Genomic DNA, 26,720 nt, shown 5'->3' with positions numbered 1-26,720 from the left:
TTGTTGCCTGATGGGGACAAACCACCGCCAGAAGACACTATATTGAGAGGAATGAATGACCAAAGAAATGCAAACTTTAGCTTTAGCCCCTGTTGGTAACCTGGAATCTTATATCCGGGCTGCGAACACCTGGCCGATGTTGACGGCTGAGGAAGAAAAGGAGCTTGCTGAAAAGCTGCATTACCAGGGCGATCTGGAAGCAGCTAAGACGCTGATCCTGTCTCACCTGCGCTTTGTTGTTCACGTTGCTCGTAATTACTCGGGCTACGGCCTGCCGCAAGCGGATTTGATTCAGGAAGGCAACATCGGTCTGATGAAGGCTGTACGTCGCTTCAACCCGGAAGTGGGTGTGCGCCTGGTCTCCTTCGCCGTGCACTGGATTAAAGCTGAAATTCACGAATACGTCCTGCGTAACTGGCGTATTGTGAAAGTCGCGACGACCAAAGCGCAGCGCAAACTGTTCTTCAACCTGCGTAAAGCCAAGCAGCGTCTGGGCTGGTTCAATCAGGAAGAAGTGGAAATGGTCGCGCGTGAGCTGGGCGTTTCCAGTAAAGACGTGCGTGAGATGGAATCCCGTATGGCCGCCCAGGACATGACATTCGATATGTCTTCTGACGACGATGCGCAGGATAGCCAGCCGATGGCACCGGTTCTGTATCTGCAGGATAAAACCTCTAACTTTGCCGATGGCATCGAAGAGGATAACTGGGAAGATCAGGCTGCGAACAAACTCACCCACGCGATGGAAGGTCTCGACGAGCGTAGCCAGGCGATTATCCGCGCCCGCTGGCTGGACGAAGACAACAAGTCCACGCTGCAGGAACTGGCCGACCGCTACGGCGTCTCCGCTGAGCGTGTGCGTCAGCTTGAAAAGAACGCCATGAAAAAACTTCGCGCCGCTATCGAAGCGTAATTCCCGCGAAGTACCCCGATAACCCCTGGATGAAAATCTGGGGGTTTTGTTTTTTATAGACCCTATGAAGTTGTAGGCCGGATAAGGCTCCGCCGCCATCCGGCAAAGACCGGATACAGATGCCCGATGGCGCTTCGCTTATCGGGCCTAGGGTGAGGACTTTTTTCATCACCCGCTCTGGCGAATTCTTCCCCCCTGGCAAACACTTACAGATGCGCTACGCATGCGAATCTTTCAGGGGGACAGGGTGAAAAATAACGAGTTAAATGAACGGCGTGTGCAGGCCACGCCGCGCGGCATCGGGGTGATGTGCGGTTTTTACGCCGATAAAGCGGAAAACGCCACGCTGTGGGATGTCGAGGGCAACGAGGTGATCGACTTCGCGGCCGGGATTGCGGTGCTCAACACCGGTCATCGCCATCCCAAAGTGATCGCCGCCATCGAAAAACAGCTCCAGTCGTTTACCCACACGGCGTACCAGATTGTGCCGTACGAAGGCTACATCGCCCTCGCGGAGCGCATCAATGCGCGCGTACCGATTGAGGGGCCCGCCAAAACGGCTTTCTTCTCGACGGGCGCAGAAGCCGTCGAAAACGCGGTCAAAATCGCCCGCGCTTACACCAAACGCCCAGGTCTCATCACCTTCGGTGGCGCTTTCCACGGGCGCACCTTTATGACGATGGCGCTGACCGGCAAAGTGGCACCGTACAAACTCGGCTTCGGCCCATTCCCCGGCTCGGTCTATCACGCCCAGTATCCCAATACGCTACACGGCGTGAGTTCTCAGGACGCGCTGAAAAGCCTCGAACGTATCTTTAAAGCCGATATCGCCCCGGACCAGGTGGCGGCGATCATCCTTGAGCCGGTTCAGGGCGAAGGCGGATTTAACGTCGCACCGCCTGATTTTATGCAAGGCCTGCGTGCGCTGTGCGATACCCACGGTATCTTGCTTATCGCTGATGAAGTACAGACCGGTTTTGCCCGTACGGGCAAGCTATTCTCGATGGAACACCACTGTGTTAAACCCGATCTGATCACTATGGCGAAAAGCCTGGCGGGCGGGATGCCGCTGTCGGCGGTGTCTGGACGTGCTGAAGTCATGGATGCCCCTGCACCTGGCGGGCTCGGTGGCACCTACGCCGGTAACCCATTGGCGATTGCGGCGGCGCTGGCGGTGCTGGAAGTGATCGACGAAGAAGATCTCTGCACCCGCGCATCGCATCTGGGCCATCATTTGGTGGAAGTATTGAGCAAAGCCCAGGCCGCCTGTCCGTTTATCGCTGATATCCGAGCGCAAGGCTCAATGGTCGCAGTGGAATTCAACGATCCCGAAACCGGACTACCCTCAGCAGAATTTACCCGACTGGTGCAGGAACGCGCGTTGGAAGATGGGCTGTTGCTGCTCAGCTGTGGCGTCTACGGCAACGTGATCCGTTTCCTCTATCCGCTCACCATCCCCGAAGCGCAGTTCCGTAAAGCGCTGGATATCATCTCTGCGGCGCTGACTCGATAAAGCCAAAGCCCGGTCGCAAATGCGTGCCGGGCTAGCATATATACATTTCAAATTAGCTATTCCAAAATCATAAAAATGGGGTATGTTTTAGCAGAGTGTGCTGAAAATGCGCGGGCAGCAGACCTATAATTGAAATAAAGCGCTACACAACAACATCACAACAATCGTTATAACCATAATAATGGGGAATCTCAGGATGAATATGAAGGGTAAAGCGTTACTGGCAGGATGTATCGCGTTGGCATTCAGCACTATGGCTCAGGCAGATATTAAAGTGGCTGTTGTCGGTGCGATGTCCGGCCCGGTAGCGCAATACGGCGACCAGGAATTTACCGGCGCAGAACAAGCGGTTGCAGACATTAATGCCAAGGGCGGGATCAAAGGCGAAAAACTGCAGATCGTAAAATATGATGATGCCTGTGACCCGAAACAAGCGGTCGCGGTGGCGAACAAAGTGGTGAACGACGGGATCAAATACGTTATCGGTCACCTGTGCTCCTCTTCCACCCAGCCAGCGTCTGATATCTATGAAGACGAAGGCATTCTGATGATCACCCCGGCGGCGACGGCGCCAGAGCTGACCGCACGCGGTTATAAACTGATTCTGCGCACCACCGGTCTGGACTCTGATCAGGGCCCAACTGCCGCGAAATACATTCTTGAGAAGGTGAAACCGCAGCGCATCGCGATTGTTCACGACAAACAGCAGTACGGCGAAGGCCTGGCGCGCTCCGTGCAGGACAGCCTGAAAAAAGCCAATGCCAAAGTGGTGTTCTTCGACGGGATCACCGCCGGTGAGAAAGACTTCTCTACCCTGGTGGCGCGTCTGAAGAAAGAGAACATCGACTTCGTGTACTACGGCGGTTATCACCCGGAAATGGGCCAGATCCTGCGCCAGGCGCGCGCAGCCGGTCTGAAAACCCAGTTCATGGGTCCAGAGGGCGTGGCGAACGTTTCTCTGTCTAACATCGCGGGCGAATCCGCTGAAGGGATGCTGGTCACTAAGCCGAAGAACTACGATCAGGTTCCGGCGAACAAACCGATCGTGGACGCGATCAAAGCCAAGAAACAAGATCCTAGCGGCGCGTTCGTGTGGACCACCTACGCCGCGCTGCAATCTCTGCAGGCGGGCCTGAATCAGTCAGCCGATCCGGCTGAAATCGCGACCTGGCTGAAAGCCAACTCCGTGGAAACCGTAATGGGGCCCCTGTCCTGGGATGAGAAGGGCGATCTGAAGGGCTTTGAGTTCGGTGTCTTCACCTGGCATGCGGATGGTTCTGCGACCGACGCGAAATAATATCAATAACCCTCTCCCTCTATGGGAGAGGGTTCTCTGATAATGATTCACAGATTCATGGCCTTTTTGAGAACGAACTGTGCGATATCCAGACGCTGGCTAGGGGAATCAGAAATTGATCAACTGACGAACCCCATGAATAATTTCATGGATATAGGTCTGATCCATTCCGATAATGCCCTCAACAAAAATATCAGAGCGCACTTCTGTCGATAGCTTGAATTTTAAATAATAACTTTCATGGGACTGTATGTTTTTACCCACAGTTAGTGAAATCATTCCTTCCATTGGGCTGAAGGTGATTGCTTTCTCAGTGTCATTGTCGCGTAATTCAATTAATTGTGTATGAAATTCCTCAAGTTCGCCGACATAGCAATCCCATTTGGTGTCCAGGCTTATTCCTTTAGATTTGAACTCGACATACAAATTCAGATATTCATGATAAAAACCTTTTTCGGGCGTGTTAATCCGTCTCTCGTAGGGCGTTATCGTTAAAGTGATTTCATTATGAATAATCTGCAACACATTAATTACCTCAATCTTTGTAAGCAAAATGCGTTATGGTCCAGGTTCTCTCATCGACGATAACTTCAAGAGTATAATCTTTGTTCTCGTAGCTTCCTAAATTTTTATTGTACCTGGATCGACGAATGCCTATTTCATAGCGAGCCGTTTTGAGGTCCGATTTTCGAAGTAGATCCGGCATTCTTCTTCCATAGCGGAGCGCTTTTTCTTGAATGTAAACGGGAACGTACCGGGCGGGTTCTTTCATATGTTGTGCCGCTTTTGGGGTGAATTTTAATGCTTCAGGGGACAACCCCGCATTGAGCCTTCCGCGAAGGATATTCATGATACCGTCGCCGAGTAAGGATTCAAACTCGACAAAGAATCCGCGTTGGGTTATTGCCTTAAACGAGAACAAGCCAAATCGGAATGCTTTGTAAATTAAAGCTGCCGCAAATACCAAATCCAAAGGGTCTATCCATGGATGTTCTAACGGCAGTTCCATCTTCGTAACATACTGACCATTGTAATCATAAATATCATAAAGGTCTGATAGGCCTTTGTTGAGATAACCTATACACAATCCATTTTCTTCATCAATAATAGGAGAGTAGAATTCGGGGATGTTTCTTTCGGGAATGAGAGAAAAGAAAGTGTCGTCTTCTAGTGGGGAGGTGAAATTATAATGCACATCATTTAAATACTCGTAATTTATATCACTCATGAATGAATTCTGCCGATTTATTAAATTCAGCTAACAATAATATTTAATTTTGAAAATAAAAGATGAATACGTGCTTTTTATCGGTATTACCTGAATATTTCTCAGCAGGGATGTGAGCCGGACTTATCGGATAAGCGCGACTGGGTGGGAATTCCCCCATCGATGATAAGATTCAGGGGGACTAGCCTTAGAGATTAAAGGGATCGCATTGACGCTAACGCTTCTCCCATCCATTCTCTTGCTCGACAAACCCCAGCGCCTGCATAAATGCGGTCATCACTGCGCGGTCTTCCACACCGATATCCGACATCCACCAGTATGACACCGCCGGATTATCGCGGGTAAGCTCTTCAATCAAATATTGCCCCACGCCGCGACGGCGGGTGATTTCGCGCACACGCAAAGAATCCAGCGCGCCTTGTGTTCCGCTCAGCGTCACGCGCACCGCACCCAGCAGACGCTCGTTAAAGCGGGCGGCATAAATACGATGGGTTTCATCTACGGCCAGTGAAGAAGGGGAATATTCCGGCCAGATCTTGCCCAGGTCGATGTGATCCTGGTCGCTAAAGGACACCAGACGAAGGATGGTCAGTTTCATTAGCTGCTTGTCCAAATCAAAAAGAATAAAGGCAGTGTACTCAATTTATCTCGCCAGCGGCTTCCCCTTTTTTAAACCATTCTCCAGGTGATTACTTTTTTAGCAGCGCAATGTGCAGTGTGAAAATGCATGGATCGAAAATTAAGCAGAATTTTAACCTGAAAGGCAGTGTTTTATTCGGCGCTTTGTACCGTTATTTTATGCTGCAAACTGCACTTTTATTTGTTTATCTCTGTCTGATTTCAGAATATTATCTTTGCTTAATCGCCTGAAAAATAGAGATTTTAGTCTGGTTTTTAGTGAAAAACTGCGCTAAACCATTAAAGGCACTGGTAAAAATAGCGTTGTTCATTAAAAGTACAGAATGCTTTTTAACCATAATAAAACAAAATATATACATCACGTCACGAATGGGGATTCACAGATGAAAAGGAACGCGAAAGCATTAATCGCGGGAATGGTTGCATTAGCGATTTCGCAGGCTGCCATAGCGGAAGACATTAAAGTTGCCGTCGTCGGTGCCATGTCCGGTCCGGTTGCCCAGTGGGGCGATATGGAGTTCAACGGCGCGCGTCAGGCGATCAAAGACATCAACGCCAAAGGCGGTATCAAAGGGGATAAGCTGGTTGGCGTGGAATACGACGATGCCTGTGACCCAAAACAAGCCGTCGCCGTAGCCAACAAAATCGTTAACGATGGCATTCAGTACGTTATCGGCCACCTGTGTTCGTCCTCGACTCAGCCTGCTTCAGACATCTATGAAGACGAAGGCATTCTGATGATTACGCCAGGAGCCACGAACCCGGAGCTGACGCAGCGTGGCTATCAGCACATCATGCGTACCGCCGGTCTGGACTCCTCTCAGGGGCCGACGGCTGCGAAGTACATCCTCGAAAAAGTGAAGCCGCAGCGCATCGCGATCATTCACGATAAACAGCAATACGGCGAAGGCCTGGCGCGTTCTGTCCAGGATGGCCTGAAAAAAGGTGGCGCGAACGTGGTCTTCTTCGACGGCATCACCGCCGGTGAGAAAGACTTCTCTGCGCTGTTGGCCCGTCTGCAAAAAGAGAACATCGACTTCGTTTACTACGGCGGCTACTACCCGGAAATGGGTCAGATGCTGCGCCAGGCACGCGCGACCGGTCTGAAAACCCAGTTCATGGGCCCGGAAGGCGTGGGTAACGCGTCCCTGTCGAACATCGCGGGCGATGCGGGTGAAGGCATGCTGGTGACGATGCCAAAACGCTATGACCAGGAACCGGCAAACAAAGCTATCGTAGAGGCGCTCAAAGCGCAGAAGAAAGATCCGAGCGGTCCGTACGTCTGGATCACTTACGCGGCGGTGCAGTCTCTGGCAACTGCCCTGGAACGTACCGGCAGCAAAGAGCCGCTGGACTTAGTCAAAGATTTGAAAGCTCATGGTGCTGATACCGTGATTGGGCCGCTGAACTGGGATGAGAAAGGCGATCTAAAGGGATTTGAATTTGGTGTCTTCCAGTGGCACGCCGATGGATCTTCCTCGGTAGCCAAATAAGACAACCACTCGTCATACTTCGAGCTGCAGATGCGTTGGCTGCGCTCGCCCACCCCGGTCACGTACTCGTGTACGCTCCCGGGGGTGTGCCAGCTTGCCGCCCTCCTGCAACTCGAATTATTTAGAGTGGGTTCAGTATCCCGTCCTGCGGGTCTAAAAAGGTTCCCTTATGTCCGAGCAGTTTCTCTATTTCTTGCAGCAGATGTTTAACGGCGTCACGCTGGGAAGCACCTATGCGCTGATCGCCATCGGCTACACCATGGTCTACGGCATTATCGGCATGATCAACTTCGCCCACGGCGAGGTGTATATGATCGGCAGCTATGTCTCCTTTATGATCATCGCCGCCCTGATGATGATGGGCATCGACAGCAGCTGGCTGCTGGTCGGTGCCGGTTTTGTCGGTGCGATTGTGATTGCCAGCGCCTACGGCTGGAGCATCGAGCGCGTGGCCTATCGGCCCGTGCGCAGCTCCAAGCGTCTGATTGCGCTCATCTCCGCCATCGGGATGTCCATCTTCCTGCAAAACTACGTCAGCCTGACGGAAGGCTCGCGCGACGTGGCGCTGCCAAGCCTGTTCAACGGCCAGTGGATTGTCGGTGCCAGCGAAAACTTCTCGGCGTCCATCACCACCATGCAGCTGGTTATCTGGATTGTGACCTTCCTGGCGATGCTGGCACTGACCATTTTCATCCGCTACTCCCGCATGGGCCGCGCCTGCCGCGCCTGCGCGGAAGATCTGAAAATGGCCAGCCTGCTCGGGATTAACACCGACCGCGTGATCGCCCTGACCTTTGTGATCGGTGCGGCGATGGCCGCCGTCGCGGGCGTGCTGCTCGGTCAGTTCTACGGCGTGATCAACCCCTACATCGGCTTTATGGCCGGGATGAAAGCCTTCACCGCCGCGGTTCTGGGTGGGATCGGCAGTATTCCTGGCGCGATGATCGGTGGCCTGATTCTGGGCGTTGCTGAAGCGCTCTCCTCGGCGTACCTGAGTACCGAATATAAAGACGTGGTGTCGTTCGCGCTGCTGATTCTGGTGCTGCTGGTGATGCCTACCGGGATCCTGGGTCGTCCGGAGGTAGAGAAAGTATGAAACCGATGCATTTTGCGATGGCGCTCCTCTCTGCCGCCATGTTCTTCGTCCTCGCGGGCGTCTTTATGGGCGTGCAGTTAGAACTGGATGGCACCAAACTGGTGGTCGATACCGCCGCCGATATCCGCTGGCAGTGGGTGTTTGTCGGCACCGCCGTGGTGTTCCTGTTCCAGCTGCTGCGTCCGGTGTTCCAGAAGACGTTGAAAAACGTCTCCGGCCCGAAATTCGTGCTGCCTGCCATCGACGGTTCCTCCGTTAAACAGAAACTGTTCCTGGTGGCGCTGTTAGTTGCTGCTGTTGCGTGGCCGTTTATGGTCTCGCGCGGGACGGTGGATATCGCCACCCTGACCATGATCTACGTGATTCTGGGCCTCGGCCTGAACGTGGTAGTCGGTCTGTCTGGCCTGCTGGTGCTCGGTTACGGCGGTTTCTACGCCATCGGTGCTTACACCTTTGCGCTGCTGAACCACTATTACGGCCTCGGCTTCTGGACCTGTCTGCCGCTGGCGGGCCTGGTGTCTGCCGCTGCGGGCTTCCTGCTCGGCTTCCCGGTGCTGCGCCTGCGCGGTGACTACCTGGCGATTGTGACTTTAGGCTTCGGCGAAATCGTCCGTATCTTACTGTTGAACAATACCGAAGTGACCGGCGGCCCGAACGGCATCAGCCAGATCCCGAAACCGACCTTCTTCGGCCTGGAGTTCAGCCGTTCCGCACGCGAAGGCGGCTGGGATACTTTCAGCAACTTCTTCGGCGTGAAGTACGACCCGTCTGACCGCGTGATTTGGCTCTATCTGGTGGCGCTGCTGCTGGTGGTCATTACGCTGTTCGTGATTAACCGTCTGCTGCGCATGCCGCTGGGTCGCGCGTGGGAAGCCCTGCGTGAAGACGAAATCGCCTGCCGTTCCCTGGGCCTGAACCCGACGCGCATCAAGCTGACCGCCTTTACCATCAGCGCCGCGTTCGCCGGTTTTGCCGGAACCCTGTTTGCCGCGCGTCAGGGCTTCGTCAGCCCGGAATCCTTCACCTTCGCCGAATCAGCCTTCGTGCTCGCCATCGTGGTGCTCGGCGGGATGGGTTCCCAGTTTGCGGTGATCCTCGCGGCCATTTTGCTGGTGGTTTCCCGCGAATTGATGCGCGACTTTAACGAATACAGCATGTTAATGCTGGGTGGTTTGATGGTGCTGATGATGATCTGGCGTCCGCAGGGCTTGCTGCCGATGACCCGTCCACAGTTAAAGCTGAAGAACGGGCAAGCGAAAGGAGAGCAGGCATGAGTCAGCCATTATTATCCGTAAACGGTCTGATGATGCGTTTTGGCGGCCTGCTGGCGGTCAATAATGTCTCGCTGGACCTGTTCCCGAAAGAGATCGTCTCCCTGATTGGCCCGAACGGCGCGGGGAAAACCACGGTCTTCAACTGCCTGACCGGTTTCTATAAGCCGACGGGCGGGACCATTATGCTGCGCGATCAGCATCTTGAGGGGCTGCCGGGCCAGCAAATTGCCCGCATGGGCGTGGTACGTACCTTCCAGCATGTGCGTCTGTTCCGTGAAATGACGGTGATTGAAAACCTGCTGGTGGCGCAACATCAGCAGCTCAAGAGCGGCGTGTTCTCTGGCCTGCTGAAAACCCCGGCCTTCCGCCGTGCGCAGAGCGAAGCCCTCGATCGCGCTGCCACCTGGCTCGATCGTATTGGCCTGTTGCAGCACGCTAACCGTCAGGCGAGCAACCTGGCCTATGGCGATCAGCGTCGTCTCGAGATTATCCGCTGCATGGTGACGCAGCCGGAAATCCTGATGCTCGATGAACCGGCTGCCGGTCTGAACCCGAAAGAGACCAAAGAGCTGGACGAGCTGATCGTCGAGCTGCGTAACCATCACGACACCACTATTCTGCTGATTGAGCACGATATGAAACTGGTGATGGGCATCTCGGACCGTATTTACGTGGTGAATCAGGGCACGCCGCTGGCGAACGGCACGCCTGATGAAATTCGACATAACCCGGACGTGATCCGCGCCTATCTGGGTGAGGCATAAAATGGAAAAAGCGATGTTATCTTTTGACAAGGTGAATGCCCACTACGGCAAGATTCAGGCCCTGCACGACGTCAGCCTGCATATCAATCAGGGCGAGATCGTGACGCTCATCGGGGCCAACGGCGCGGGGAAAACCACGCTGCTCGGTACCCTGTGTGGCGATCCGCGTGCCACCAGCGGGCGCATCGTCTTTGACGGTAAAGACATCACCGACTGGCAGACCGCCAAAATTATGCGTGAAGCGGTGGCGATTGTTCCCGAAGGCCGCCGGGTGTTTTCCCGGATGACGGTAGAAGAAAACCTGGCGATGGGCGGCTTCTTTGCCGAACGCGAGCAGTATCAGACCCGCATTAAACGCGTGTATGAACTCTTTCCGCGTTTGTACGAGCGCCGCATTCAGCGTGCAGGCACCATGTCCGGCGGTGAGCAGCAGATGCTGGCCATTGGCCGTGCGCTGATGAGTCAGCCGCGTCTGCTGCTGCTCGACGAGCCATCGCTCGGTTTAGCGCCGATCATCATCCAGCAGATATTCGACACCATCGAGCAGCTGCGCAAAGAGGGGATGACCATCTTCCTCGTCGAGCAGAACGCCAACCAGGCGCTGAAGCTCGCGGATCGCGGATACGTGCTGGAGAACGGCCACGTGGTGCTTTCCGATACCGGCGACGCGCTGCTGGCGAACGAAGCGGTGCGGAGTGCGTATTTGGGCGGTTAGTTTGTGAAATGCCGGGTGGCGGCTTCGCCTTACCCGGCCTACGAGTTCTAGGCGAAACGGCAACCAAAGGTTGCCGTTTTTTATGTTTTCTCCCTCTCCCTGTGGGAGAGGGCGGGGTGAGGGCACCAGACCGCTCCTTCTAAACTGCCACATCCCCGTCACTATTCCATCATCCCCCTGACCCCCGTCTGTCATCATTCTGTAAATAAACAGTTATTTTTCTGTCATTCGAGCATGTCATGTTACCTCGCGAGCATAAAACGCGTGATATCGCGCATCCGGCACAATAAAGAGAGATGACAATGACTTCGTTACGACACACAGCTTTGGGTCTGGCAATCGGTCTGGCTTTTGCGACGAACGCAATGGCTGTCACCACGATTCCGTTCTGGCATTCGATGGAAGGGGAGTTGGGCAAAGAGGTTGATTCCCTGGCGCAGCGTTTCAACGATACCCACCCGGATTACAAAATTGTGCCGGTGTACAAAGGTAACTACGAACAGAGTCTGAGCGCGGGTATCGCGGCATTCCGTACCGGTAACGCACCGGCGCTGCTGCAGGTGTATGAAGTCGGCACTGCCACCATGATGGCCTCGAAAGCGATCAAGCCGGTCTATGAAGTGTTTAAAGACGCGGGCATTAACTTCGATGAATCTCAGTTCGTGCCAACGGTTTCCGGTTACTACACCGACTCCAAAACCGGGCATTTACTTTCCCAGCCGTTTAACAGCTCCACGCCGGTTCTGTACTACAACAAAGACGCCTTCAAAAAAGCCGGTTTGGACCCGGATCAGCCGCCGAAAACCTGGCAAGACCTGGCCGAGTACACCGCCAAACTGAAAGCAGCAGGCATGAAGTGCGGCTATGCGAGCGGCTGGCAGGGCTGGATCCAGATCGAAAACTTTAGCGCCTGGCACGGTCTGCCGGTCGCCACCAAAAACAACGGCTTTGACGGTACCGACGCGGTACTCGAGTTCAACAAGCCGGAGCAGGTGAAGCACATCGCCCTGCTGGAAGCGTTGAACAAGAAAGGCGATTTCAGCTACTTCGGACGTAAAGACGAATCCACCGAGAAGTTCTACAACGGCGACTGCGCCATCACCACCGCCTCTTCCGGATCGCTGGCGGATATCCGTCACTACGCCAAATTCAACTACGGCGTGGGCATGATGCCTTACGACGCGGATGTCAAAGGCGCACCGCAGAACGCCATCATCGGCGGAGCGAGCCTGTGGGTGATGCAGGGCAAAGACAACGGTACGTATAAAGGCGTGGCGGAGTTCCTCGACTTCCTCGCAAAACCAGAAATTGCTGCCGAGTGGCACCAGAAGACGGGCTATCTGCCGATCACCAAAGCCGCCTACGACCTGACACGTGAGCAGGGCTTCTACGACAAAAACCCAGGTGCGGATATCGCCACCCGCCAGATGCTGAACAAGCCGCCGTTACCGTTCACCAAAGGTCTGCGTCTGGGCAACATGCCGCAGATTCGTACCATCGTGGATGAAGAACTGGAAAGCGTCTGGACCGGCAAGAAAACGCCACAGCAGGCGCTGGATTCCGCAGTAGAGCGCGGGAATCAGCTGCTGCGCCGCTTTGAGCAGTCGACCAAGTCTTAATGTTTTTGCCGGATGGCGCTGCGCTTATCCGGCCTACAGGTTTAATGCGGGCTGATGCCCTCAGCCCAAACCTCTCCCACGGGGAGAGGGAGAAAATGCACCTTGTAGGCCGGGTAAGGCGAAGCCGCCACCCGGCGTTTTCTGGAAAAGAGTCCCTCTATGTCATCATCCCGTCCGGTATTCCGTTCGCGCTGGCTGCCCTATTTGCTGGTCGCCCCGCAGCTGATTATCACCGTTATCTTTTTCATCTGGCCTGCGGGCGAAGCGCTGTGGTACTCGGTACAAAGCGTCGATCCGTTCGGGCTCTCCAGCCAGTTTGTTGGGCTGGATAACTTCGTCGCACTCTGGCACGACAGCTATTACCTCGACTCCTTCTGGACGACGATCAAATTCAGCGCCCTGGTGACGTTCAGCGGCCTTGCGGTGTCGCTGTTTTTCGCCGCACTGGTTGATTACGTGGTGCGCGGCAGCCGTCTGTATCAGACGCTGATGCTGCTGCCTTACGCCGTGGCACCCGCCGTTGCCGCCGTGCTGTGGATCTTCCTGTTTAACCCAGGGCGTGGGCTGATTACCCATTTCCTCGGTGAATTTGGCTACGACTGGAACCACGCGCAAAACAGTGGGCAGGCGATGTTTCTGGTGGTCTTCGCCTCGGTGTGGAAGCAGATCAGCTACAACTTCCTGTTCTTCTTTGCTGCGCTGCAATCCATACCGCGATCGCTGGTTGAAGCCGCCGCGATTGACGGCGCTGGGCCGATTCGCCGCTTCTTCAAACTGGCGCTGCCGCTGATTGCGCCGGTCAGTTTCTTCCTGCTGGTGGTCAACCTGGTGTACGCCTTCTTCGACACCTTCCCGGTGATCGACGCCGCCACCGCCGGTGGACCGGTGCAAGCGACCACCACGCTTATCTACAAAATCTATCGCGAAGGCTTTGCCGGTCTGGATCTGTCAGCCTCTGCCGCGCAGTCCGTGGTATTGATGGGGCTGGTGATTGTGCTGACGGTGGTTCAGTTCCGCTATGTCGAAAGTAAGGTGCGCTACCAATGATTGAGAACCGTCCGGGGCTGACGATTTTCAGCCACACCATGTTAATTCTCGGGATCGTCGTCATTCTGTTCCCACTTTACGTGGCCTTTGTTGCCGCTACGTTGGATACCAAAGCGGTCTTCGACACGCCGATGACGCTCATTCCCGGCGGCCATCTTTTCGAGAATATGGCGACCATCTGGACCCAGGGCGTCGGGGCCAACAGCGCGCCGTTCTGGCTGATGATGCTCAACAGTTTCATCATGGCGTTTAGCATTACGGTCGGCAAAATCGTGGTCTCGATGCTCTCGGCCTTCGCTATCGTCTGGTTCCGTTTTCCGCTGCGTAACCTGTTCTTCTGGATGATCTTTATCACCCTGATGCTGCCGGTCGAAGTACGTATCTTCCCGACTGTGGAAGTGATCGCCAATCTTGGAATGCTCGACAGCTACGCGGGCCTGACCCTGCCGCTGATGGCCTCGGCGACCGCGACCTTCCTGTTCCGCCAGTTCTTTATGACCCTGCCGGACGAGCTGATTGAAGCCGCGCGCATCGACGGTGCCTCGCCGATGCGTTTCTTCCGCGACATCGTGCTGCCGCTTTCCAAAACCAATCTCGCGGCGCTGTTTGTGATCACTTTTATCTACGGCTGGAACCAGTATCTGTGGCCGCTGCTGATTGTGCAGGACGTCAATCTCGGCACCGCCGTGGCGGGCATCAAAGGCATGATCGCTACTGGCGAAGGCACCACCCTCTGGAACCAGGTGATGGCGGCAATGCTGCTCACGCTGATTCCCCCGGTCGTAATCGTTTTAGCCATGCAACGCGCGTTCGTGCGTGGTTTAGTAGACAGTGAGAAATAAGATGGCTGGATTAAAATTACAGGCAGTAACCAAAAGCTGGGACGGCAAAACCCAGGTGATTCAACCCCTGACGCTGGACGTGGCGGACGGCGAATTTATCGTGATGGTCGGCCCGTCCGGCTGCGGGAAATCGACGCTGCTGCGTATGGTGGCCGGGCTTGAGCGCGTGACCAGCGGTGATATCTGGATTGACCGCCAGCGCGTGACCGAAATGGAACCGAAAGATCGCGGGATCGCGATGGTGTTCCAAAACTACGCCCTGTATCCGCACATGAGCGTGGAAGAGAACATGGCCTGGGGCCTGAAAATCCGCGGGATGGGCAAGGGCCATATCGAAGAGAAAGTGAAAGAGGCCGCGCGCATTCTGGAGCTGGATGGGCTGCTGAAACGTCGCCCGCGCGAGCTCTCCGGCGGCCAGCGCCAGCGCGTGGCGATGGGCCGGGCGATCGTGCGCGATCCGGCGGTGTTCCTGTTCGACGAGCCGCTCTCCAACCTCGACGCTAAACTGCGCGTGCAGATGCGCCTCGAACTGCAGCATCTGCATCGTCGCCTGAAAACCACTTCGCTGTACGTCACCCACGATCAGGTAGAAGCGATGACCCTCGCCCAGCGCGTAATGGTGATGAACAAAGGCATCGCTGAGCAGATCGGTACGCCTGTAGAAGTGTACGAAAAACCGGCCAGCCGCTTCGTTGCCAGCTTTATCGGTAGCCCGGCGATGAACCTGCTGGAAGGACGCATCAGCAATGCTGGCACCCATTTTGAGCTCGAGAGCGGCATGGCGCTGCCGGTGAACTGGTTTTACCGCGGCTACGCCGGGCGTAAAATGACGCTCGGTATCCGCCCGGAACATATTGCGCTAAGCTCGCAGGCGGAAGGCGGCGTGCCCCTGGTGATGGACACGCTGGAGATGCTGGGTGCGGACAACCTGGCGCACGGGCGCTGGGGCGATCAAAAGCTGGTGGTGCGCCTCGCGCATCAGGAACGCCCAAAGGCGGGCAGCACGCTGTGGCTGCATCTGCCGGAAAATCACCTGCACTTATTTGATGGTGAAACAGGACAACGCGTATGAGTAACTGGCCATATCCTCACATCGTCGCCCACCGTGGCGGCGGGAAACGAGCACCGGAAAACACCCTGGCAGCGATTGATAAGGGCGCGTATTACGGTCATCAGATGATTGAATTTGACGCCAAGCTGTCGAAAGATGGCGAAATTTTCCTGTTGCACGACGATAACCTTGAGCGCACCAGCAACGGCTGGGGTGTGGCGGGCGATCTGCCGTGGCGAGATCTGCTGAAAGTGGACGCCGGAAGCTGGTTCAGCGGCGAGTTCAAAGGCGAACCGCTGCCGTTGCTGGCGGAAGTGGCAGACCGCTGTCGTCAGCACGGGATGATGGCCAATATCGAAATCAAACCAACCACCGGCACCGGGCCGCTCACCGGGAAAGTGATTGCGCTGGCCGCGCGCGAAATGTGGGAGGGGATGACCGCACCGCTGCTGTCGTCGTTTGAAATTGACGCCCTCGAAGCAGCACAAGCAGCTGTACCGGAACTGCCGCGCGGATTATTACTGGACGAATGGCGTGACGGCTGGCGCGAGCTGACCACCCGCTTAGATTGCGTGTCGATCCACCTGAACCATCGTCTGCTGGATGAGGCGCGCGTGAAGATGCTGAAGGATGCTGGATTGCACATCCTGGTTTACACGGTGAACAAACCCCAGCGTGCGGCGGAGTTGCTGCGCTGGGGCGTGGATTGCATCTGCACCGATGCGATTGACGTGATTGGCCCGAACTTTAATTCTGCGGATTATTGAGCATATCGCCGTTCGAGCGTGGCGGCAGCATATGTTGCTGCTGACCGCTGCTCGTCCCGCCGCTTAACATCCCACCGTTCGGATTCGGCAACGGCTGCACCCGCGGCTGGCCCTGCTGAATCATCTGCGTGTTGTTATTCATCTGATTTTGCAGGCTCTGCTGCTGAAGCTGAGTCTGGGTTTTCAACTGCTGATTCAACATCCCTTTTTGCTGCTGCTGTTGGCCCAGCATCTGGGTCTGCATCCGCTGCTGGCTCGGGATTTCATATCCCGGCTGGTTCGGGTTGTTCATGGTATTGAGTGGCTGTGCGAGCACGGCGAACGGAAGCAGTGCCGTTAAGATCAGTAAACGTTTCATTGTCATTTCCTCCTTCTGAGGCTTCTCTTAAGTTTACCTCGAATCCGCCACCACGATGATTTTTTAGGAGTTGTGAACCAGGCTTAAACGGGAATTTGGCTCCCTTCACCTGGAGAACAACAATGATAAAACCAACGTTTTTGCGCTGGGTAGCGATCGCTGCGCTGATGGCCGGCGGCACATTTACCGTGGCGGCGAATCCGCCTGCCGCACCGCCAGTCTCCTACGGCGTGGAAGAAGATGTTTTCCATCCCGTGCGGGCGAAGCAGGGGATGGTGGCGTCCGTTGATGCGATGGCTACGCAGGTCGGCGTGGATATTCTCAAACAGGGCGGTAATGCCGTCGACGCCGCCGTCGCCGTGGGTTATGCCCTGGCGGTAACGCATCCGCAGGCGGGGAATCTCGGTGGTGGGGGCTTTATGCTGCTGCGCACCAAAGACGGCAAAACCACTTCTATCGACTTCCGTGAAATGGCGCCGAATCAGGCCACGCGCGATATGTTCCTTGACGATCAGGGCAACCCGGACAGCAAAAAATCCCTGACCTCGCATCTGGCGAGCGGCACGCCGGGCACGGTCGCTGGCTTCTCGCTGGCGCTGGAAAAATACGGCACGCTGCCGCTGAATAAAGTGGTGCAACCAGCGATCAAACTGGCGCGCGACGGGTTTGTGGTCAATGACGCGTTAGCGGACGATCTCAAAACCTACGGCAGCGAAGTGATTCCCAATCACGAAAACAGCAAAGCCATCTTCTGGAAAGACGGCGAACCGCTGAAGAAGGGCGATAAGCTGGTGCAGAAAAATCTCGCCAAAAGTTTGGAACTGATTGCCGAAACCGGCCCAGACGCCTTCTATAAAGGGGCGATTGCCGACCAGATTGCCGACGAGATGCGCAAGAACGGGGGGCTTATCACCAAAGCGGATCTGGCGGAGTACAAAGCGGTGGAACGCACGCCGATCAGCGGAGAGTATCGCGGGTATCAGGTGTTCTCCATGCCGCCACCGTCCTCCGGTGGGATTCACATCGTGCAGATCCTCAATATTCTTGAAAACTTCGATATGCACAAATTTGGCTTTGGTAGCGCCGATGCGATGCAGGTGATGGCCGAGGCGGAAAAATATGCCTATGCCGACCGCTCGGAATACCTCGGCGATCCGGATTTTGTGAAAGTGCCGTGGCAGGCGCTGACCAACAAAGCCTACGCCAAATCGCTGGCGGATCAGATTGATATCAACAAGGCTAAGCCGTCGAGCCAGATCCGCCCCGGCAAACTCGCGCCGTATGAAAGCAATCAGACCACCCACTTCTCGGTGGTGGATAAAGACGGTAACGCGGTGGCGGTGACTTACACGCTCAACACCGTGTTTGGCACTGGGATTGTCGCGGGGAACAGCGGGATACTGCTCAATAACGAAATGGATGATTTCTCCGCCAAACCGGGCGTGCCGAACGTCTATGGGCTGGTGGGCGGCGATGCGAATGCCGTCGGGCCGAAGAAACGTCCGCTGTCGTCGATGTCACCGACCATCGTGGTGAAAGACGGTAAAACCTGGCTAGTGACGGGCAGCCCTGGCGGGAGCCGTATTATCACGACGGTGCTGCAAATGGTGGTCAACAGCATCGATTTTGGTATGAACGTGGCGGAAGCGACCAACGCACCGCGCTTCCACCATCAGTGGCTGCCGGATGAGTTGCGCGTGGAGAAAGGCTTTAGCCCGGACACCATCAAACTGCTGGAGCAGCGCGGGCAGAAAGTGGTGGTGAAAGAGGCGATGGGCAGTACGCAGAGTATTGTGGTTGCGCCGGACGGAACGCTTTCTGGCGCATCGGACCCGCGGTCGGTGGATGATTTGACGGCAGGGTACTGATGGTTTGCCGGGTGGCGGCTTCGCCTTACCCGGCCTACAACGGCACGAACGTAGGCCGGGTAAGCTCAGCGCCACCCGGCAATTCGCAACGATTATTTCACCCGCGCCATATAATACGCATCCACATACTCACCGTTGCGCAGAGCATATTTTTTGCCGGTCCCTTCGATTTCAAAACCGTACTTGCGGTACACCGCGATCGCCGGTTCGTTGTCGACAAACACCGTCAGCTCAATACGATCAACGCGCAGCCAGTTGTCACACATATCAATCATGGTGCGGATCAGCGCGCTGGCGACGCCACGATTGTGCCACTGTGCGCCCACGCAAATGCCAAAATCGGCTACGTGACTACGGCGCGGGCGCTGCGTCACTTCGATGCACAGATGCCCGACCACGATACCGTCAATACAGGCGACCAGCTGCTTGACGCCGACGCGTTCCGTTAGCCGGTCATGCCACATCTCTTCAGACGGATGAGGAACTTGTAGTGTGTTGTGGTACACCTCCGGCTGGGCGTGGATCTGACGGATCGCGTCGTAATCTTTCGGTTCAGCGTGGCGTATCACTATCTCACTCATTCCTTCATCCTCGTTAGGTTAATGTCCTCTTTAACATCATGGAGTTTGAAAGGTGAGTCAACTCACTTTTTTGCAAAAAGTATTGGACAAGTGCGAATGAGAATGATTATTATTGTCTCGCGTTCAGGAAGACCTCTACGGAAACCTGAAAGCACGACATTGCTCACATTGCTTCCAGTATTACTTTAGCCAGCCTAGCGCTGGCTTTTTTTTATCCTGTTTCAGCCTGGCTTACTTGCCACTTTGCCCCCGGGAAGTGCTCGCAATCCTCACGTACATTAAGTACGCTCCGGTTGCTGCGCGCTTGCCGTGCGCAAACTGTCTGCGTCGCCGACGGCTGATGCGCGAGCATTTGTTGGGGCGATGGGAAAACTTGCGCTATGGTAGTCCCAGCAACCTTAACAAGGACTGAGCCATGACATTACATTGCGCATTTATTGGATTTGGTAAAAGCACCACCCGCTATCACCTTCCGTATGTTCTCAACCGTAAAGACAGCTGGCATGTGGCGCACATTTTCCGCCGCCATGCGAAGCCGGAAGAGCAGTCCCCACAGTATTCCCACATTCATTTCACCAGCGATCTTGATGAGGTCTTAAACGATCCGCAGGTCAAACTGGTGATCGTCTGCACCCACGCTGACAGCCACTTTGAGTACGCGAAACGCGCGCTGGAAGCAGGCAAAAACGTGCTGGTGGAAAAGCCTTTCACGCCGACAATGGCTGAAGCCAAAGAGTTGTTTGCGCTGGCAAAAAGCAAAGGGCTGACCGTCACGCCGTACCAGAACCGTCGCTTTGATACCTGCTTCCTGTTAGCGAAACAGGCCATTGAGAGCGGCAAGCTGGGCGATATCGTCGAGATCGAAAGCCATTTCGACATGTATCGCCCGGTGGCGGAAACCAAGCCCGGTCTGCCGCAGGACGGTGCGTTCTACGGTTTGGGCGTGCATACAATGGACCAGATAATCTCCCTGTTTGGCCGCCCGGATCACGTGTCGTATGACATTCGCAGCCTGCGCAACAAAGCCAACCCGGACGACACCTTTGAAGCGCAGCTGTTCTTTGGCGACCTGAAAGCCATCGTCAAAACCAGCCATCTGGTGAAAACCGATTACCCGAAATTTATCGTGCACGGCACTCGCGGCTCGTTTATCAAATACGGCATCGACCAGCAGGAAACCAGCCTGAAGGCCAATATCATGCCGGGCGAACCGGGCTTTGCGGCGGATGAATCGGTAGGCCAACTGGAGTACGTCAATCGCGAAGGCGTGACGGTGAAAGAGGAGCTTATACCGGAAACCGGCGACTATGGCCGCGTCTACGATGCGCTGTTCGCCACCATTACCCAGGGCGCGCCGAATTACGTCAAGGAATCTGAAGTTCTGACCAATCTGGAGATCCTTGAACGTGGGTTCGAGCAGGCTTCTCCGGCCACGATTACCCTCGCGAAGTAAGCTAAAAAGACTCCTCTGGGCTTGTTCATAATTTTTGAACAGAGGAGTCAATTTTCACCCTCTATGATCCCTGGCCGTTTGCGTCCACACTTACTCCATCGAAACGAACTGGGGTGAAAAACAATGATCTTTTTACGTAAAGCAGGCGATCGTGGTCACGCAAATCATGGCTGGCTGGACTCATGGCATACCTTCTCGTTCGCGGACTATTACGACCCGAACTTCATGGGCTTCTCGGCACTGCGCGTGATTAACGATGACGTGATTGACGCAGGTCAGGGCTTCGGTACCCATCCGCACAAAGACATGGAAATCCTGACTTACGTGCTGGAAGGCGCCGTAGCGCACAAAGACAGCATGGGTAATGAAGAGCAGGTTCCGGCCGGTGAGTTCCAGATTATGAGCGCCGGTACCGGGGTGCGTCACTCGGAGTACAACCCGAGCAAAACCGAAAAACTGCACCTGTATCAAATCTGGATCATTCCAGAAGAAACCGGCATCACGCCGCGCTACGAGCAGCGCCGCTTTGACGCCCTGCAGGGCAAACAGCTGGTACTTTCCCCGGATGCGCGTGATGGCTCCCTGAAAGTGCATCAGGATATGGAGCTGTACCGTTGGGCGCTGGCGAAAAACGAACAGTCTGTGCATCAGATTGCTGCGAACCGCCGCGTGTGGATTCAGGTAGTGAAAGGCGAAGTCACCATCAACGGGACTAAAGCCACCACCGCCGACGGTCTGGCGATTTGGGATGAGCAGGCGTTGTCCGTTCATGCCGACAGCGAAAGTGAAATACTGCTCTTCGATCTGCCGCCAGTATAAATACACGTCATCCTTCAAGCCGCATCTTCGTTGGCCTTCCTCGCTCACCCCGGTCGCGTACTTATGTACGCTCCCGGGGATTTGCTGCGTTGCCGCCTTGATGCAACTCGAATGATTTAGTGTATTAATTATGATAAAAGGCCAACCTTCCACATTTGACAGGGGAAGGTTGGCCTTTGTCCGTGATAAACTGAGAGAATGTCTCATTAAAGGCTTCTCTCAGGACGATGAAAAAGAAACGACCCGTACTTCAGGATGTGGCCGATCGCGTCGGCGTGACCAAAATGACGGTCAGCCGCTTTTTGCGTAACCCGGAACAGGTTTCCCTGGCGTTGCGTGGCAAGATTGCCGCTGCTCTCGATGAACTGGGTTATATCCCCAACCGCGCGCCCGATATTCTCTCCAATGCCACCAGCCGTGCGGTCGGTGTTCTGCTTCCTTCTTTAACTAACCAGGTCTTCGCCGAAGTGCTGCGCGGAATCGAAAGCGTTACCGACGCCTACGGTTATCAAACCATGCTCGCGCACTACGGATACAAACCGGAACTGGAAGAAGAACGTCTTGAATCGATGCTTTCCTGGAACATCGACGGCCTGATCTTAACCGAACGTACGCACACGCCTCGCACCCTGAAGATGATCGAAGTCGCCGGTATTCCGGTGGTCGAGCTGATGGACAGCCAATCGCCGTGCCTGGATATCGCCGTTGGGTTCGATAACTTCGAAGCCGCACGTCAAATGACAGCCGCCATCCTCGCACGCGGTCATCGCCATGTGGCGTATCTCGGCGCACGTCTCGATGAACGTACTATCATCAAACAGAAGGGCTATGAGCAGGCCATGCTCGACGCGAACTTAACGCCGTACAGCGTGATGGTTGAGCAGTCGTCTTCCTATTCGTCCGGTATTGAGCTCATGCGCCAGGCACGCCGGGAGTATCCGCAGCTTGATGGCATTTTCTGTACCAACGATGACCTTGCGGTCGGCGCGGCCTTTGAATGCCAGCGTCTGGGGCTAAAAATCCCTGACGATATCGCTATTGCTGGCTTCCACGGTCACGATATCGGGCAGGTGATGGAGCCGCGTCTGGCGAGTGTCCTGACGCCGCGCGAACGTATGGGCCGCATCGGTGCAGAACGCCTGCTGGCGCGCATTCGAGGTGAAGTTGTAACACCTAAAATGTTAGATTTAGGTTTCACCTTGTCACCGGGTGGATCAATTTAGTCTGACAAATTTGAAGTAGCTCACACTTATTCACTTCGCGCACGAATGGATATTGCTTCTCTATAGCCCCGGCAGGACAATGTTACCGATAACTGTTACCCGTAACAATTGACTGAGGGGCACCCTTTGAGCACGACAAATCTCGATCACCACGTTTACGTTCTGATGGGCGTTTCAGGTAGCGGTAAATCTGCCGTCGCCAGCGAAGTGGCGCATCAGCTCCAGGCCGCGTTTCTGGATGGCGACTTCCTTCATCCGCGCAGCAACATCACCAAAATGGCCGCTGGCGAGCCGCTGAACGACGACGATCGTAAGCCGTGGTTGCAGGCGCTGAACGATGCCGCGTTTGCGATGCAGCGCACCAACAAAGTGTCGCTGATTGTCTGTTCGGCGCTGAAAAAGACCTATCGCGATCTGCTGCGTGACGGTAATCCAAACCTCTCCTTTATCTATCTGAAAGGCGATTTCGAGGTCATCGAAAGCCGTCTGAAAGCGCGTAAAGGTCATTTCTTCAAAACTCAGATGCTGGTGACGCAGTTCGACGCGCTGCAGGAACCGGGTGCGGACGAAAGCGATGTTCTGATCGTCGATATCGATCAGCCGCTGGACGGTGTTGTTGCCAGCACCATTGAGGTCATTAAAAAAAGGCAGTAAGCAGTGACAACTTTAACGCTTGTTTTGACGGCAGTCGGCTCGGTTTTGCTGCTGCTGTTTTTAGTGATGAAGGCGCGTATGCATGCCTTCGTCGCTTTGATGGTGGTTTCTATTGGTGCAGGTCTCTTTTCCGGTATGCCGCTCGATAAAATCGCAGCGACAATGGAAAAAGGGATGGGAGGCACGCTGGGTTTCCTGGCGATTGTGGTCGCGCTGGGCGCGATGTTTGGCAAGATTTTGCATGAGACGGGCGCGGTCGATCAGATTGCCGTCAAGATGCTCAAATCCTTCGGTCACAGCCGCGCGCATTATGCGATTGGTCTGGCCGGTCTGATTTGCGCGCTGCCGCTGTTCTTCGAAGTGGCCGTGGTGCTGCTGATTAGCGTCGCGTTCTCGATGGCGCGTCATACCGGCACCAACCTCGTGAAGCTGGTCATTCCGCTGTTTGCGGGCGTGGCAGCGGCCGCAGCGTTCCTGCTGCCTGGGCCTGCGCCAATGCTGCTGGCTTCCCAGATGCACGCTGATTTTGGCTGGATGATTTTGATTGGCCTGTGCGCCGCGATCCCGGGGATGATTATTGCCGGACCGCTGTGGGGCAACTTTATCAGCCGCTACGTTGAGCTGCACATTCCTGATGACATCAGCGAGCCGCACCTGGGCGAAGGCAAAATGCCATCGTTCGGCTTCAGCCTGTCGCTGATCCTGCTGCCTTTAGTGCTGGTGGGCCTGAAAACCATCGCCGCGCGCTTTGTGCCGGTCGGGTCGAATGCCTACGAAGGGTTTGAGTTTATCGGCCATCCGTTCACCGCGATTCTGGTGGCGTGTCTGGTGGCGATTTACGGCCTGGCGATGCGTCAGGGGATGCCGAAAGACCGCGTGATGGAAATCTGCGGCGCGGCGCTGCAACCGGCGGGGATTATTCTGCTGGTGATCGGTGCGGGCGGTGTGTTCAAGCAAGTGCTGGTGGATTCCGGCGTTGGCCCGGCTCTGGGCGAAGCGTTGACCGGAATGGGCTTGCCGATTGCCGTGACTTGCTTCGTGCTGGCAGCGGCGGTGCGCATCATTCAGGGTTCCGCCACGGTCGCTTGTCTGACGGCGGTTGGCCTGGTGATGCCGGTGATTGAACAGCTGAACTACTCTGGCGCGCAGATGGCGGCACTGTCTATCTGTATCGCGGGCGGTTCGATTGTGGTTTCCCACGTGAACGACGCAGGCTTCTGGCTGTTCGGTAAATTTACCGGCGCGACCGAAGCACAAACCCTGAAAACCTGGACGCTGATGGAAACCATCCTCGGCACGACAGGCGCGATTGTCGGGATGATTGCGTTTACGCTGCTGAGCTAATCACCGATCGGTTCCCTCTCCCTTGAGGGTTAGGGTTAGGGTGAGGGGGGAAATGCGCACGCTGGTGCCCTCACCCCGGCCCTCTCCCACGGGGAGAGGGTGCAAACACCAAAAATGGTCACTGGCGTGACCATTTTGCTTTTACCTAGCCTTTCATCCACGCCCGAATCCCGTCCAGGAACATCTGCGTCGCCATCATTACCAGAATCAACCCCATCAGACGCTCCAGCGCGTTCACCCCTTTCTCACCGAGCAGGCGCAGGAACAGGGATGACTGCAACAGGATGATAAAAGTCCCGCCCCAGGCGATCAGCAGGGCAATCACCAGATGGCTCATCTGATTCGGATACTGATGTGACAACAGCATCAGTGTCGCCAGAATCGTCGGCCCGGCGACCAGCGGGATCGCCAGCGGCACGATAAACGGCTCTTCGCCCGCAGGCAGACCGCTGCTATTGCTGCCATCGGCGCTCGGGAAAATCATCTTAATCGCGATCAGGAACAGAATAATGCCGCCGGAAATCGACACCGTCTCGGCGCGCAGATTCAGGAACGCGAGGATCTTTTCCCCCGCGAACAGGAAGATAAACATCACCAGCAGGGCGATGAGCAGCTCGCGGATCATGATCGCCCGGCGGCGCTTCGGCTCGGTGTGTTTCAGCACCGACATAAAGATGGGCAGGTTCCCAAGCGGATCCATAATCAGGATCAAAAGCACCGCCGCGGAAATGATTTCAGTCATTATTTGTTATCCCTGATAAACCCTGTGGTTTCTATTGTAATTAGTGGTATTACTGATCGCAGCGCAATCATTGATTAATTTCACTTGCGACTTTGGCAGCATTTTGTAATGTGAAGGCTATACCCGTTGGATACGGGTTGACACACACAGCACACACCTCTGCAGGAACATACTTTATGAAAAACGTTGGTTTTATCGGCTGGCGCGGTATGGTCGGCTCTGTCCTCATGCAACGCATGATCGAAGAGCGCGATTTTGACGCCATCCGCCCGGTCTTCTTCTCCACTTCCCAGTTCGGGCAAGCTGCGCCCGCGTTCGGCGGAGCCTCTACGGGCACGCTTCAGGACGCCTTCAATCTGGAAGCGCTGAAGGCACTAGATATTATAGTGACCTGCCAGGGCGGCGATTATACCAACGAAATCTATCCAAAGCTTCGTGAAAGCGGCTGGCAGGGTTACTGGATTGACGCCGCTTCCTCTCTGCGTATGAAAGACGACGCCATCATTATTCTCGACCCGGTGAACCAGGGCGTTATTACTGACGGCCTGAACAACGGCGTGAAAACCTTTGTCGGCGGCAACTGTACTGTCAGCCTGATGCTGATGTCCCTGGGCGGCCTGTTCGCGCAGGATCTGGTGGAGTGGGTTTCCGTTGCGACTTACCAGGCCGCTTCCGGCGGCGGCGCGCGCCATATGCGCGAACTGCTGGCACAGATGGGTCAGTTGCACAGCCATGTTGCAGACGAACTGGCGAACCCGGCCTCGGCGATTCTGGATATCGAACGCAAAGTCACGGCGCTTTCCCGCTCCGGTGACCTGCCGGTCGATAACTTCGGCGTTCCGCTGGCGGGCAGTCTGATCCCGTGGATCGACAAACAGCTCGACAACGGCCAGAGCCGCGAAGAGTGGAAAGGCCAGGCTGAGACCAACAAAATCCTCAGCACTTCTACAGTGATCCCGGTTGATGGTTTGTGCGTGCGCGTCGGCGCGCTGCGCTGCCACAGCCAGGCATTCACCATTAAACTGAAAAAAGATGTGTCTATTCCGACCATCGAAGAGCTGCTGGCTGCGCACAATCCGTGGGCGAAAGTGGTGCCAAACGATCGCGATATCACCATGCGTGAACTGACCCCTGCTGCCGTTACCGGCACGCTGACCACACCGGTGGGGCGCCTGCGTAAACTGAACATGGGGCCGGAGTATCTCTCGGCCTTCACCGTCGGGGACCAGCTCCTGTGGGGCGCCGCCGAGCCGCTTCGCCGCATGTTGCGACAGCTGGCCTAACAATTTGCTAATAACGGGGGGTGATTTTCACCCCCTTTTTTTGCGCACGACACGGAGTTATGCGCAGAGGTTTTATTTTTTATCAGGAGTCATTTCGTCGTTGGCTATGCTTTATGGAAGAGTCATTTCTTACCTGA

26 protein-coding genes are annotated in these 26,720 nt (G+C 55.4%); 20 read left to right on the top strand and 6 right to left on the bottom strand.

What is annotated here, in order from left to right; all coding sequences use genetic code 11:
• Nucleotides 1–55 precede the first annotated feature (55 nt).
• The 3 genes from rpoH (at nt 56) to livJ (ending at nt 3,723) form a co-directional block, all read left to right on the top strand.
• The gene (gene rpoH, locus C3708_RS11770) at nt 56–913 is read left to right on the top strand and encodes an RNA polymerase sigma factor RpoH (protein WP_015960825.1); all 858 of its coding nucleotides are present in this window, start codon (nt 56–58) and stop codon (nt 911–913) included.
• Between the two features lie 247 nt (nt 914–1,160).
• The gene (locus tag C3708_RS11765; RefSeq protein WP_103949408.1) at nt 1,161–2,426 is read left to right on the top strand and encodes a 4-aminobutyrate--2-oxoglutarate transaminase; all 1,266 of its coding nucleotides are present in this window, start codon (nt 1,161–1,163) and stop codon (nt 2,424–2,426) included.
• A gap of 196 nt (nt 2,427–2,622) precedes the next feature.
• Nucleotides 2,623–3,723 carry a branched chain amino acid ABC transporter substrate-binding protein LivJ gene (livJ, locus tag C3708_RS11760; RefSeq protein ID WP_146052596.1) on the top strand — a complete coding sequence of 367 codons (1,101 nt, stop codon included), beginning with the start codon at nt 2,623–2,625 and terminating at the stop codon, nt 3,721–3,723.
• 108 nt (nt 3,724–3,831) lie between these two features.
• Here livJ and C3708_RS11755 read toward each other — a convergent pair whose 3' ends face one another.
• The 3 genes from C3708_RS11755 to panM form a co-directional block, all read right to left on the bottom strand.
• Nucleotides 3,832–4,248 (bottom strand): hypothetical protein, encoded by a 417-nt coding sequence (locus tag C3708_RS11755; protein WP_103949407.1) that lies wholly within the window; start codon nt 4,246–4,248, stop codon nt 3,832–3,834.
• A gap of 10 nt (nt 4,249–4,258) precedes the next feature.
• On the bottom strand, nt 4,259–4,951 hold the full coding sequence (locus C3708_RS11750; protein WP_103949406.1) for a hypothetical protein: 693 nt from the start codon (nt 4,949–4,951) through the stop codon (nt 4,259–4,261).
• Between the two features lie 214 nt (nt 4,952–5,165).
• Nucleotides 5,166–5,549 (bottom strand): aspartate 1-decarboxylase autocleavage activator PanM, encoded by a 384-nt coding sequence (gene panM, locus C3708_RS11745; RefSeq protein WP_103949405.1) that lies wholly within the window; start codon nt 5,547–5,549, stop codon nt 5,166–5,168.
• 424 nt (nt 5,550–5,973) lie between these two features.
• Between panM and livK the strand changes: the two genes are divergently transcribed.
• The 10 genes from livK (at nt 5,974) to ugpQ (ending at nt 16,258) form a co-directional block, all read left to right on the top strand.
• Nucleotides 5,974–7,083 carry a high-affinity branched-chain amino acid ABC transporter substrate-binding protein LivK gene (gene livK, locus C3708_RS11735; RefSeq protein WP_095283763.1) on the top strand — a complete coding sequence of 370 codons (1,110 nt, stop codon included), beginning with the start codon at nt 5,974–5,976 and terminating at the stop codon, nt 7,081–7,083.
• Nucleotides 7,084–7,252: 169 nt separating this feature from the next.
• Nucleotides 7,253–8,179: a high-affinity branched-chain amino acid ABC transporter permease LivH gene (gene livH / locus C3708_RS11730; RefSeq protein WP_095283762.1), complete on the top strand. Its 927-nt coding sequence runs from the start codon at nt 7,253–7,255 to the stop codon at nt 8,177–8,179.
• On the top strand, nt 8,176–9,453 hold the full coding sequence (livM, locus tag C3708_RS11725) for a branched chain amino acid ABC transporter permease LivM (protein ID WP_095283761.1): 1,278 nt from the start codon (nt 8,176–8,178) through the stop codon (nt 9,451–9,453). The genes livH and livM overlap by 4 nt, the downstream gene beginning before the upstream one ends.
• Nucleotides 9,450–10,217, top strand: coding sequence for a high-affinity branched-chain amino acid ABC transporter ATP-binding protein LivG (livG, locus tag C3708_RS11720; protein ID WP_095283760.1), 768 nt, complete (start codon nt 9,450–9,452; stop codon nt 10,215–10,217). Before livM ends, livG begins: the two co-directional genes overlap by 4 nt.
• Nucleotide 10,218: 1 nt before the next feature.
• The gene (gene livF, locus C3708_RS11715; protein ID WP_095283759.1) at nt 10,219–10,932 is read left to right on the top strand and encodes a high-affinity branched-chain amino acid ABC transporter ATP-binding protein LivF; all 714 of its coding nucleotides are present in this window, start codon (nt 10,219–10,221) and stop codon (nt 10,930–10,932) included.
• Nucleotides 10,933–11,234: 302 nt separating this feature from the next.
• Nucleotides 11,235–12,551, top strand: coding sequence for a sn-glycerol-3-phosphate ABC transporter substrate-binding protein UgpB (ugpB, locus tag C3708_RS11710; RefSeq protein WP_103949404.1), 1,317 nt, complete (start codon nt 11,235–11,237; stop codon nt 12,549–12,551).
• 159 nt (nt 12,552–12,710) lie between these two features.
• Nucleotides 12,711–13,598: a sn-glycerol-3-phosphate ABC transporter permease UgpA gene (ugpA, locus tag C3708_RS11705; RefSeq protein WP_103947381.1), complete on the top strand. Its 888-nt coding sequence runs from the start codon at nt 12,711–12,713 to the stop codon at nt 13,596–13,598.
• On the top strand, nt 13,595–14,440 hold the full coding sequence (ugpE, locus tag C3708_RS11700) for a sn-glycerol-3-phosphate ABC transporter permease UgpE (RefSeq protein ID WP_095283756.1): 846 nt from the start codon (nt 13,595–13,597) through the stop codon (nt 14,438–14,440). Before ugpA ends, ugpE begins: the two co-directional genes overlap by 4 nt.
• Nucleotide 14,441: 1 nt before the next feature.
• Complete coding sequence (locus tag C3708_RS11695; protein ID WP_103947379.1) at nt 14,442–15,512, top strand: sn-glycerol-3-phosphate import ATP-binding protein UgpC; 1,071 nt, start codon at nt 14,442–14,444, stop codon at nt 15,510–15,512.
• Nucleotides 15,509–16,258: a glycerophosphodiester phosphodiesterase gene (ugpQ, locus tag C3708_RS11690; RefSeq protein WP_103949403.1), complete on the top strand. Its 750-nt coding sequence runs from the start codon at nt 15,509–15,511 to the stop codon at nt 16,256–16,258. Before C3708_RS11695 ends, ugpQ begins: the two co-directional genes overlap by 4 nt.
• Here the strand turns inward: ugpQ and C3708_RS11685 are convergent.
• Nucleotides 16,239–16,616 (bottom strand): DUF2756 family protein, encoded by a 378-nt coding sequence (locus C3708_RS11685; protein WP_103949402.1) that lies wholly within the window; start codon nt 16,614–16,616, stop codon nt 16,239–16,241. The genes ugpQ and C3708_RS11685 overlap by 20 nt on opposite strands.
• A gap of 125 nt (nt 16,617–16,741) precedes the next feature.
• Between C3708_RS11685 and ggt the strand changes: the two genes are divergently transcribed.
• The gene (gene ggt, locus C3708_RS11680) at nt 16,742–18,484 is read left to right on the top strand and encodes a gamma-glutamyltransferase (protein WP_103949442.1); all 1,743 of its coding nucleotides are present in this window, start codon (nt 16,742–16,744) and stop codon (nt 18,482–18,484) included.
• Between the two features lie 92 nt (nt 18,485–18,576).
• On the opposite strand, the gene yhhY is transcribed toward ggt, so the two are convergent.
• Entirely contained in the window at nt 18,577–19,065 is a 489-nt protein-coding gene (gene yhhY, locus C3708_RS11675; RefSeq protein WP_103949401.1) for an N-acetyltransferase, read from the bottom strand.
• 415 nt (nt 19,066–19,480) lie between these two features.
• Between yhhY and C3708_RS11670 the strand changes: the two genes are divergently transcribed.
• From C3708_RS11670 to gntU, 5 genes are all read left to right on the top strand, one after another.
• On the top strand, nt 19,481–20,518 hold the full coding sequence (locus C3708_RS11670; RefSeq protein ID WP_103949400.1) for an oxidoreductase: 1,038 nt from the start codon (nt 19,481–19,483) through the stop codon (nt 20,516–20,518).
• Between the two features lie 123 nt (nt 20,519–20,641).
• Nucleotides 20,642–21,337: a pirin family protein gene (locus C3708_RS11665; protein WP_095283750.1), complete on the top strand. Its 696-nt coding sequence runs from the start codon at nt 20,642–20,644 to the stop codon at nt 21,335–21,337.
• 227 nt (nt 21,338–21,564) lie between these two features.
• Nucleotides 21,565–22,560: a gluconate operon transcriptional repressor GntR gene (gntR, locus tag C3708_RS11660; protein ID WP_095283749.1), complete on the top strand. Its 996-nt coding sequence runs from the start codon at nt 21,565–21,567 to the stop codon at nt 22,558–22,560.
• A 126-nt stretch (nt 22,561–22,686) separates the two neighbouring features.
• Complete coding sequence (gene gntK / locus C3708_RS11655; protein ID WP_095283748.1) at nt 22,687–23,214, top strand: gluconokinase; 528 nt, start codon at nt 22,687–22,689, stop codon at nt 23,212–23,214.
• Nucleotides 23,215–23,217: 3 nt separating this feature from the next.
• Entirely contained in the window at nt 23,218–24,558 is a 1,341-nt protein-coding gene (gntU, locus tag C3708_RS11650) for a gluconate transporter (protein WP_103949399.1), read from the top strand.
• A 145-nt stretch (nt 24,559–24,703) separates the two neighbouring features.
• On the opposite strand, the gene yhgN is transcribed toward gntU, so the two are convergent.
• Nucleotides 24,704–25,300 carry an NAAT family transporter YhgN gene (gene yhgN, locus C3708_RS11645; RefSeq protein WP_095283746.1) on the bottom strand — a complete coding sequence of 199 codons (597 nt, stop codon included), beginning with the start codon at nt 25,298–25,300 and terminating at the stop codon, nt 24,704–24,706.
• Nucleotides 25,301–25,476: 176 nt separating this feature from the next.
• On the opposite strand from yhgN, the gene asd reads away from it, so the two are divergent.
• A complete protein-coding gene (asd, locus tag C3708_RS11640) occupies nt 25,477–26,583 on the top strand; it encodes an aspartate-semialdehyde dehydrogenase (RefSeq protein ID WP_103949398.1) in 1,107 nt (368 codons plus the stop codon).
• The last annotated feature ends 137 nt before the right edge of the window (nt 26,584–26,720 follow it).

Origin of the sequence: Lelliottia sp. 7254-16, assembly GCF_002922995.1 — a bacterium.
In the GTDB taxonomy this organism is placed as follows: domain Bacteria; phylum Pseudomonadota; class Gammaproteobacteria; order Enterobacterales; family Enterobacteriaceae; genus Enterobacter; species Enterobacter jeotgali.
The sequence above is the reverse complement of the archived record's forward strand: the minus strand, read 5'-3'. Positions and strand labels throughout refer to the sequence as shown.

What these genes read in the sequence shown, in the direction of transcription:
- rpoH (WP_015960825.1), top strand. Translation starts at nt 56, where the DNA reads ATGACCAAAGAAATGCAAACTTTAGCTTTAGCCCCTGTTGGTAACCTG.
- livJ (WP_146052596.1), top strand. Translation starts at nt 2,623, where the DNA reads ATGAATATGAAGGGTAAAGCGTTACTGGCAGGATGTATCGCGTTGGCA.
- C3708_RS11750 (WP_103949406.1), bottom strand. Translation starts at nt 4,951, where the DNA reads ATGAGTGATATAAATTACGAGTATTTAAATGATGTGCATTATAATTTC.
- panM (WP_103949405.1), bottom strand. Translation starts at nt 5,549, where the DNA reads ATGAAACTGACCATCCTTCGTCTGGTGTCCTTTAGCGACCAGGATCAC.
- livK (WP_095283763.1), top strand. Translation starts at nt 5,974, where the DNA reads ATGAAAAGGAACGCGAAAGCATTAATCGCGGGAATGGTTGCATTAGCG.
- livH (WP_095283762.1), top strand. Translation starts at nt 7,253, where the DNA reads ATGTCCGAGCAGTTTCTCTATTTCTTGCAGCAGATGTTTAACGGCGTC.
- livM (WP_095283761.1), top strand. Translation starts at nt 8,176, where the DNA reads ATGAAACCGATGCATTTTGCGATGGCGCTCCTCTCTGCCGCCATGTTC.
- livG (WP_095283760.1), top strand. Translation starts at nt 9,450, where the DNA reads ATGAGTCAGCCATTATTATCCGTAAACGGTCTGATGATGCGTTTTGGC.
- livF (WP_095283759.1), top strand. Translation starts at nt 10,219, where the DNA reads ATGGAAAAAGCGATGTTATCTTTTGACAAGGTGAATGCCCACTACGGC.
- ugpB (WP_103949404.1), top strand. Translation starts at nt 11,235, where the DNA reads ATGACTTCGTTACGACACACAGCTTTGGGTCTGGCAATCGGTCTGGCT.
- ugpA (WP_103947381.1), top strand. Translation starts at nt 12,711, where the DNA reads ATGTCATCATCCCGTCCGGTATTCCGTTCGCGCTGGCTGCCCTATTTG.
- ugpE (WP_095283756.1), top strand. Translation starts at nt 13,595, where the DNA reads ATGATTGAGAACCGTCCGGGGCTGACGATTTTCAGCCACACCATGTTA.
- C3708_RS11695 (WP_103947379.1), top strand. Translation starts at nt 14,442, where the DNA reads ATGGCTGGATTAAAATTACAGGCAGTAACCAAAAGCTGGGACGGCAAA.
- ugpQ (WP_103949403.1), top strand. Translation starts at nt 15,509, where the DNA reads ATGAGTAACTGGCCATATCCTCACATCGTCGCCCACCGTGGCGGCGGG.
- C3708_RS11685 (WP_103949402.1), bottom strand. Translation starts at nt 16,616, where the DNA reads ATGAAACGTTTACTGATCTTAACGGCACTGCTTCCGTTCGCCGTGCTC.
- yhhY (WP_103949401.1), bottom strand. Translation starts at nt 19,065, where the DNA reads ATGAGTGAGATAGTGATACGCCACGCTGAACCGAAAGATTACGACGCG.
- C3708_RS11670 (WP_103949400.1), top strand. Translation starts at nt 19,481, where the DNA reads ATGACATTACATTGCGCATTTATTGGATTTGGTAAAAGCACCACCCGC.
- C3708_RS11665 (WP_095283750.1), top strand. Translation starts at nt 20,642, where the DNA reads ATGATCTTTTTACGTAAAGCAGGCGATCGTGGTCACGCAAATCATGGC.
- gntR (WP_095283749.1), top strand. Translation starts at nt 21,565, where the DNA reads ATGAAAAAGAAACGACCCGTACTTCAGGATGTGGCCGATCGCGTCGGC.
- yhgN (WP_095283746.1), bottom strand. Translation starts at nt 25,300, where the DNA reads ATGACTGAAATCATTTCCGCGGCGGTGCTTTTGATCCTGATTATGGAT.
- asd (WP_103949398.1), top strand. Translation starts at nt 25,477, where the DNA reads ATGAAAAACGTTGGTTTTATCGGCTGGCGCGGTATGGTCGGCTCTGTC.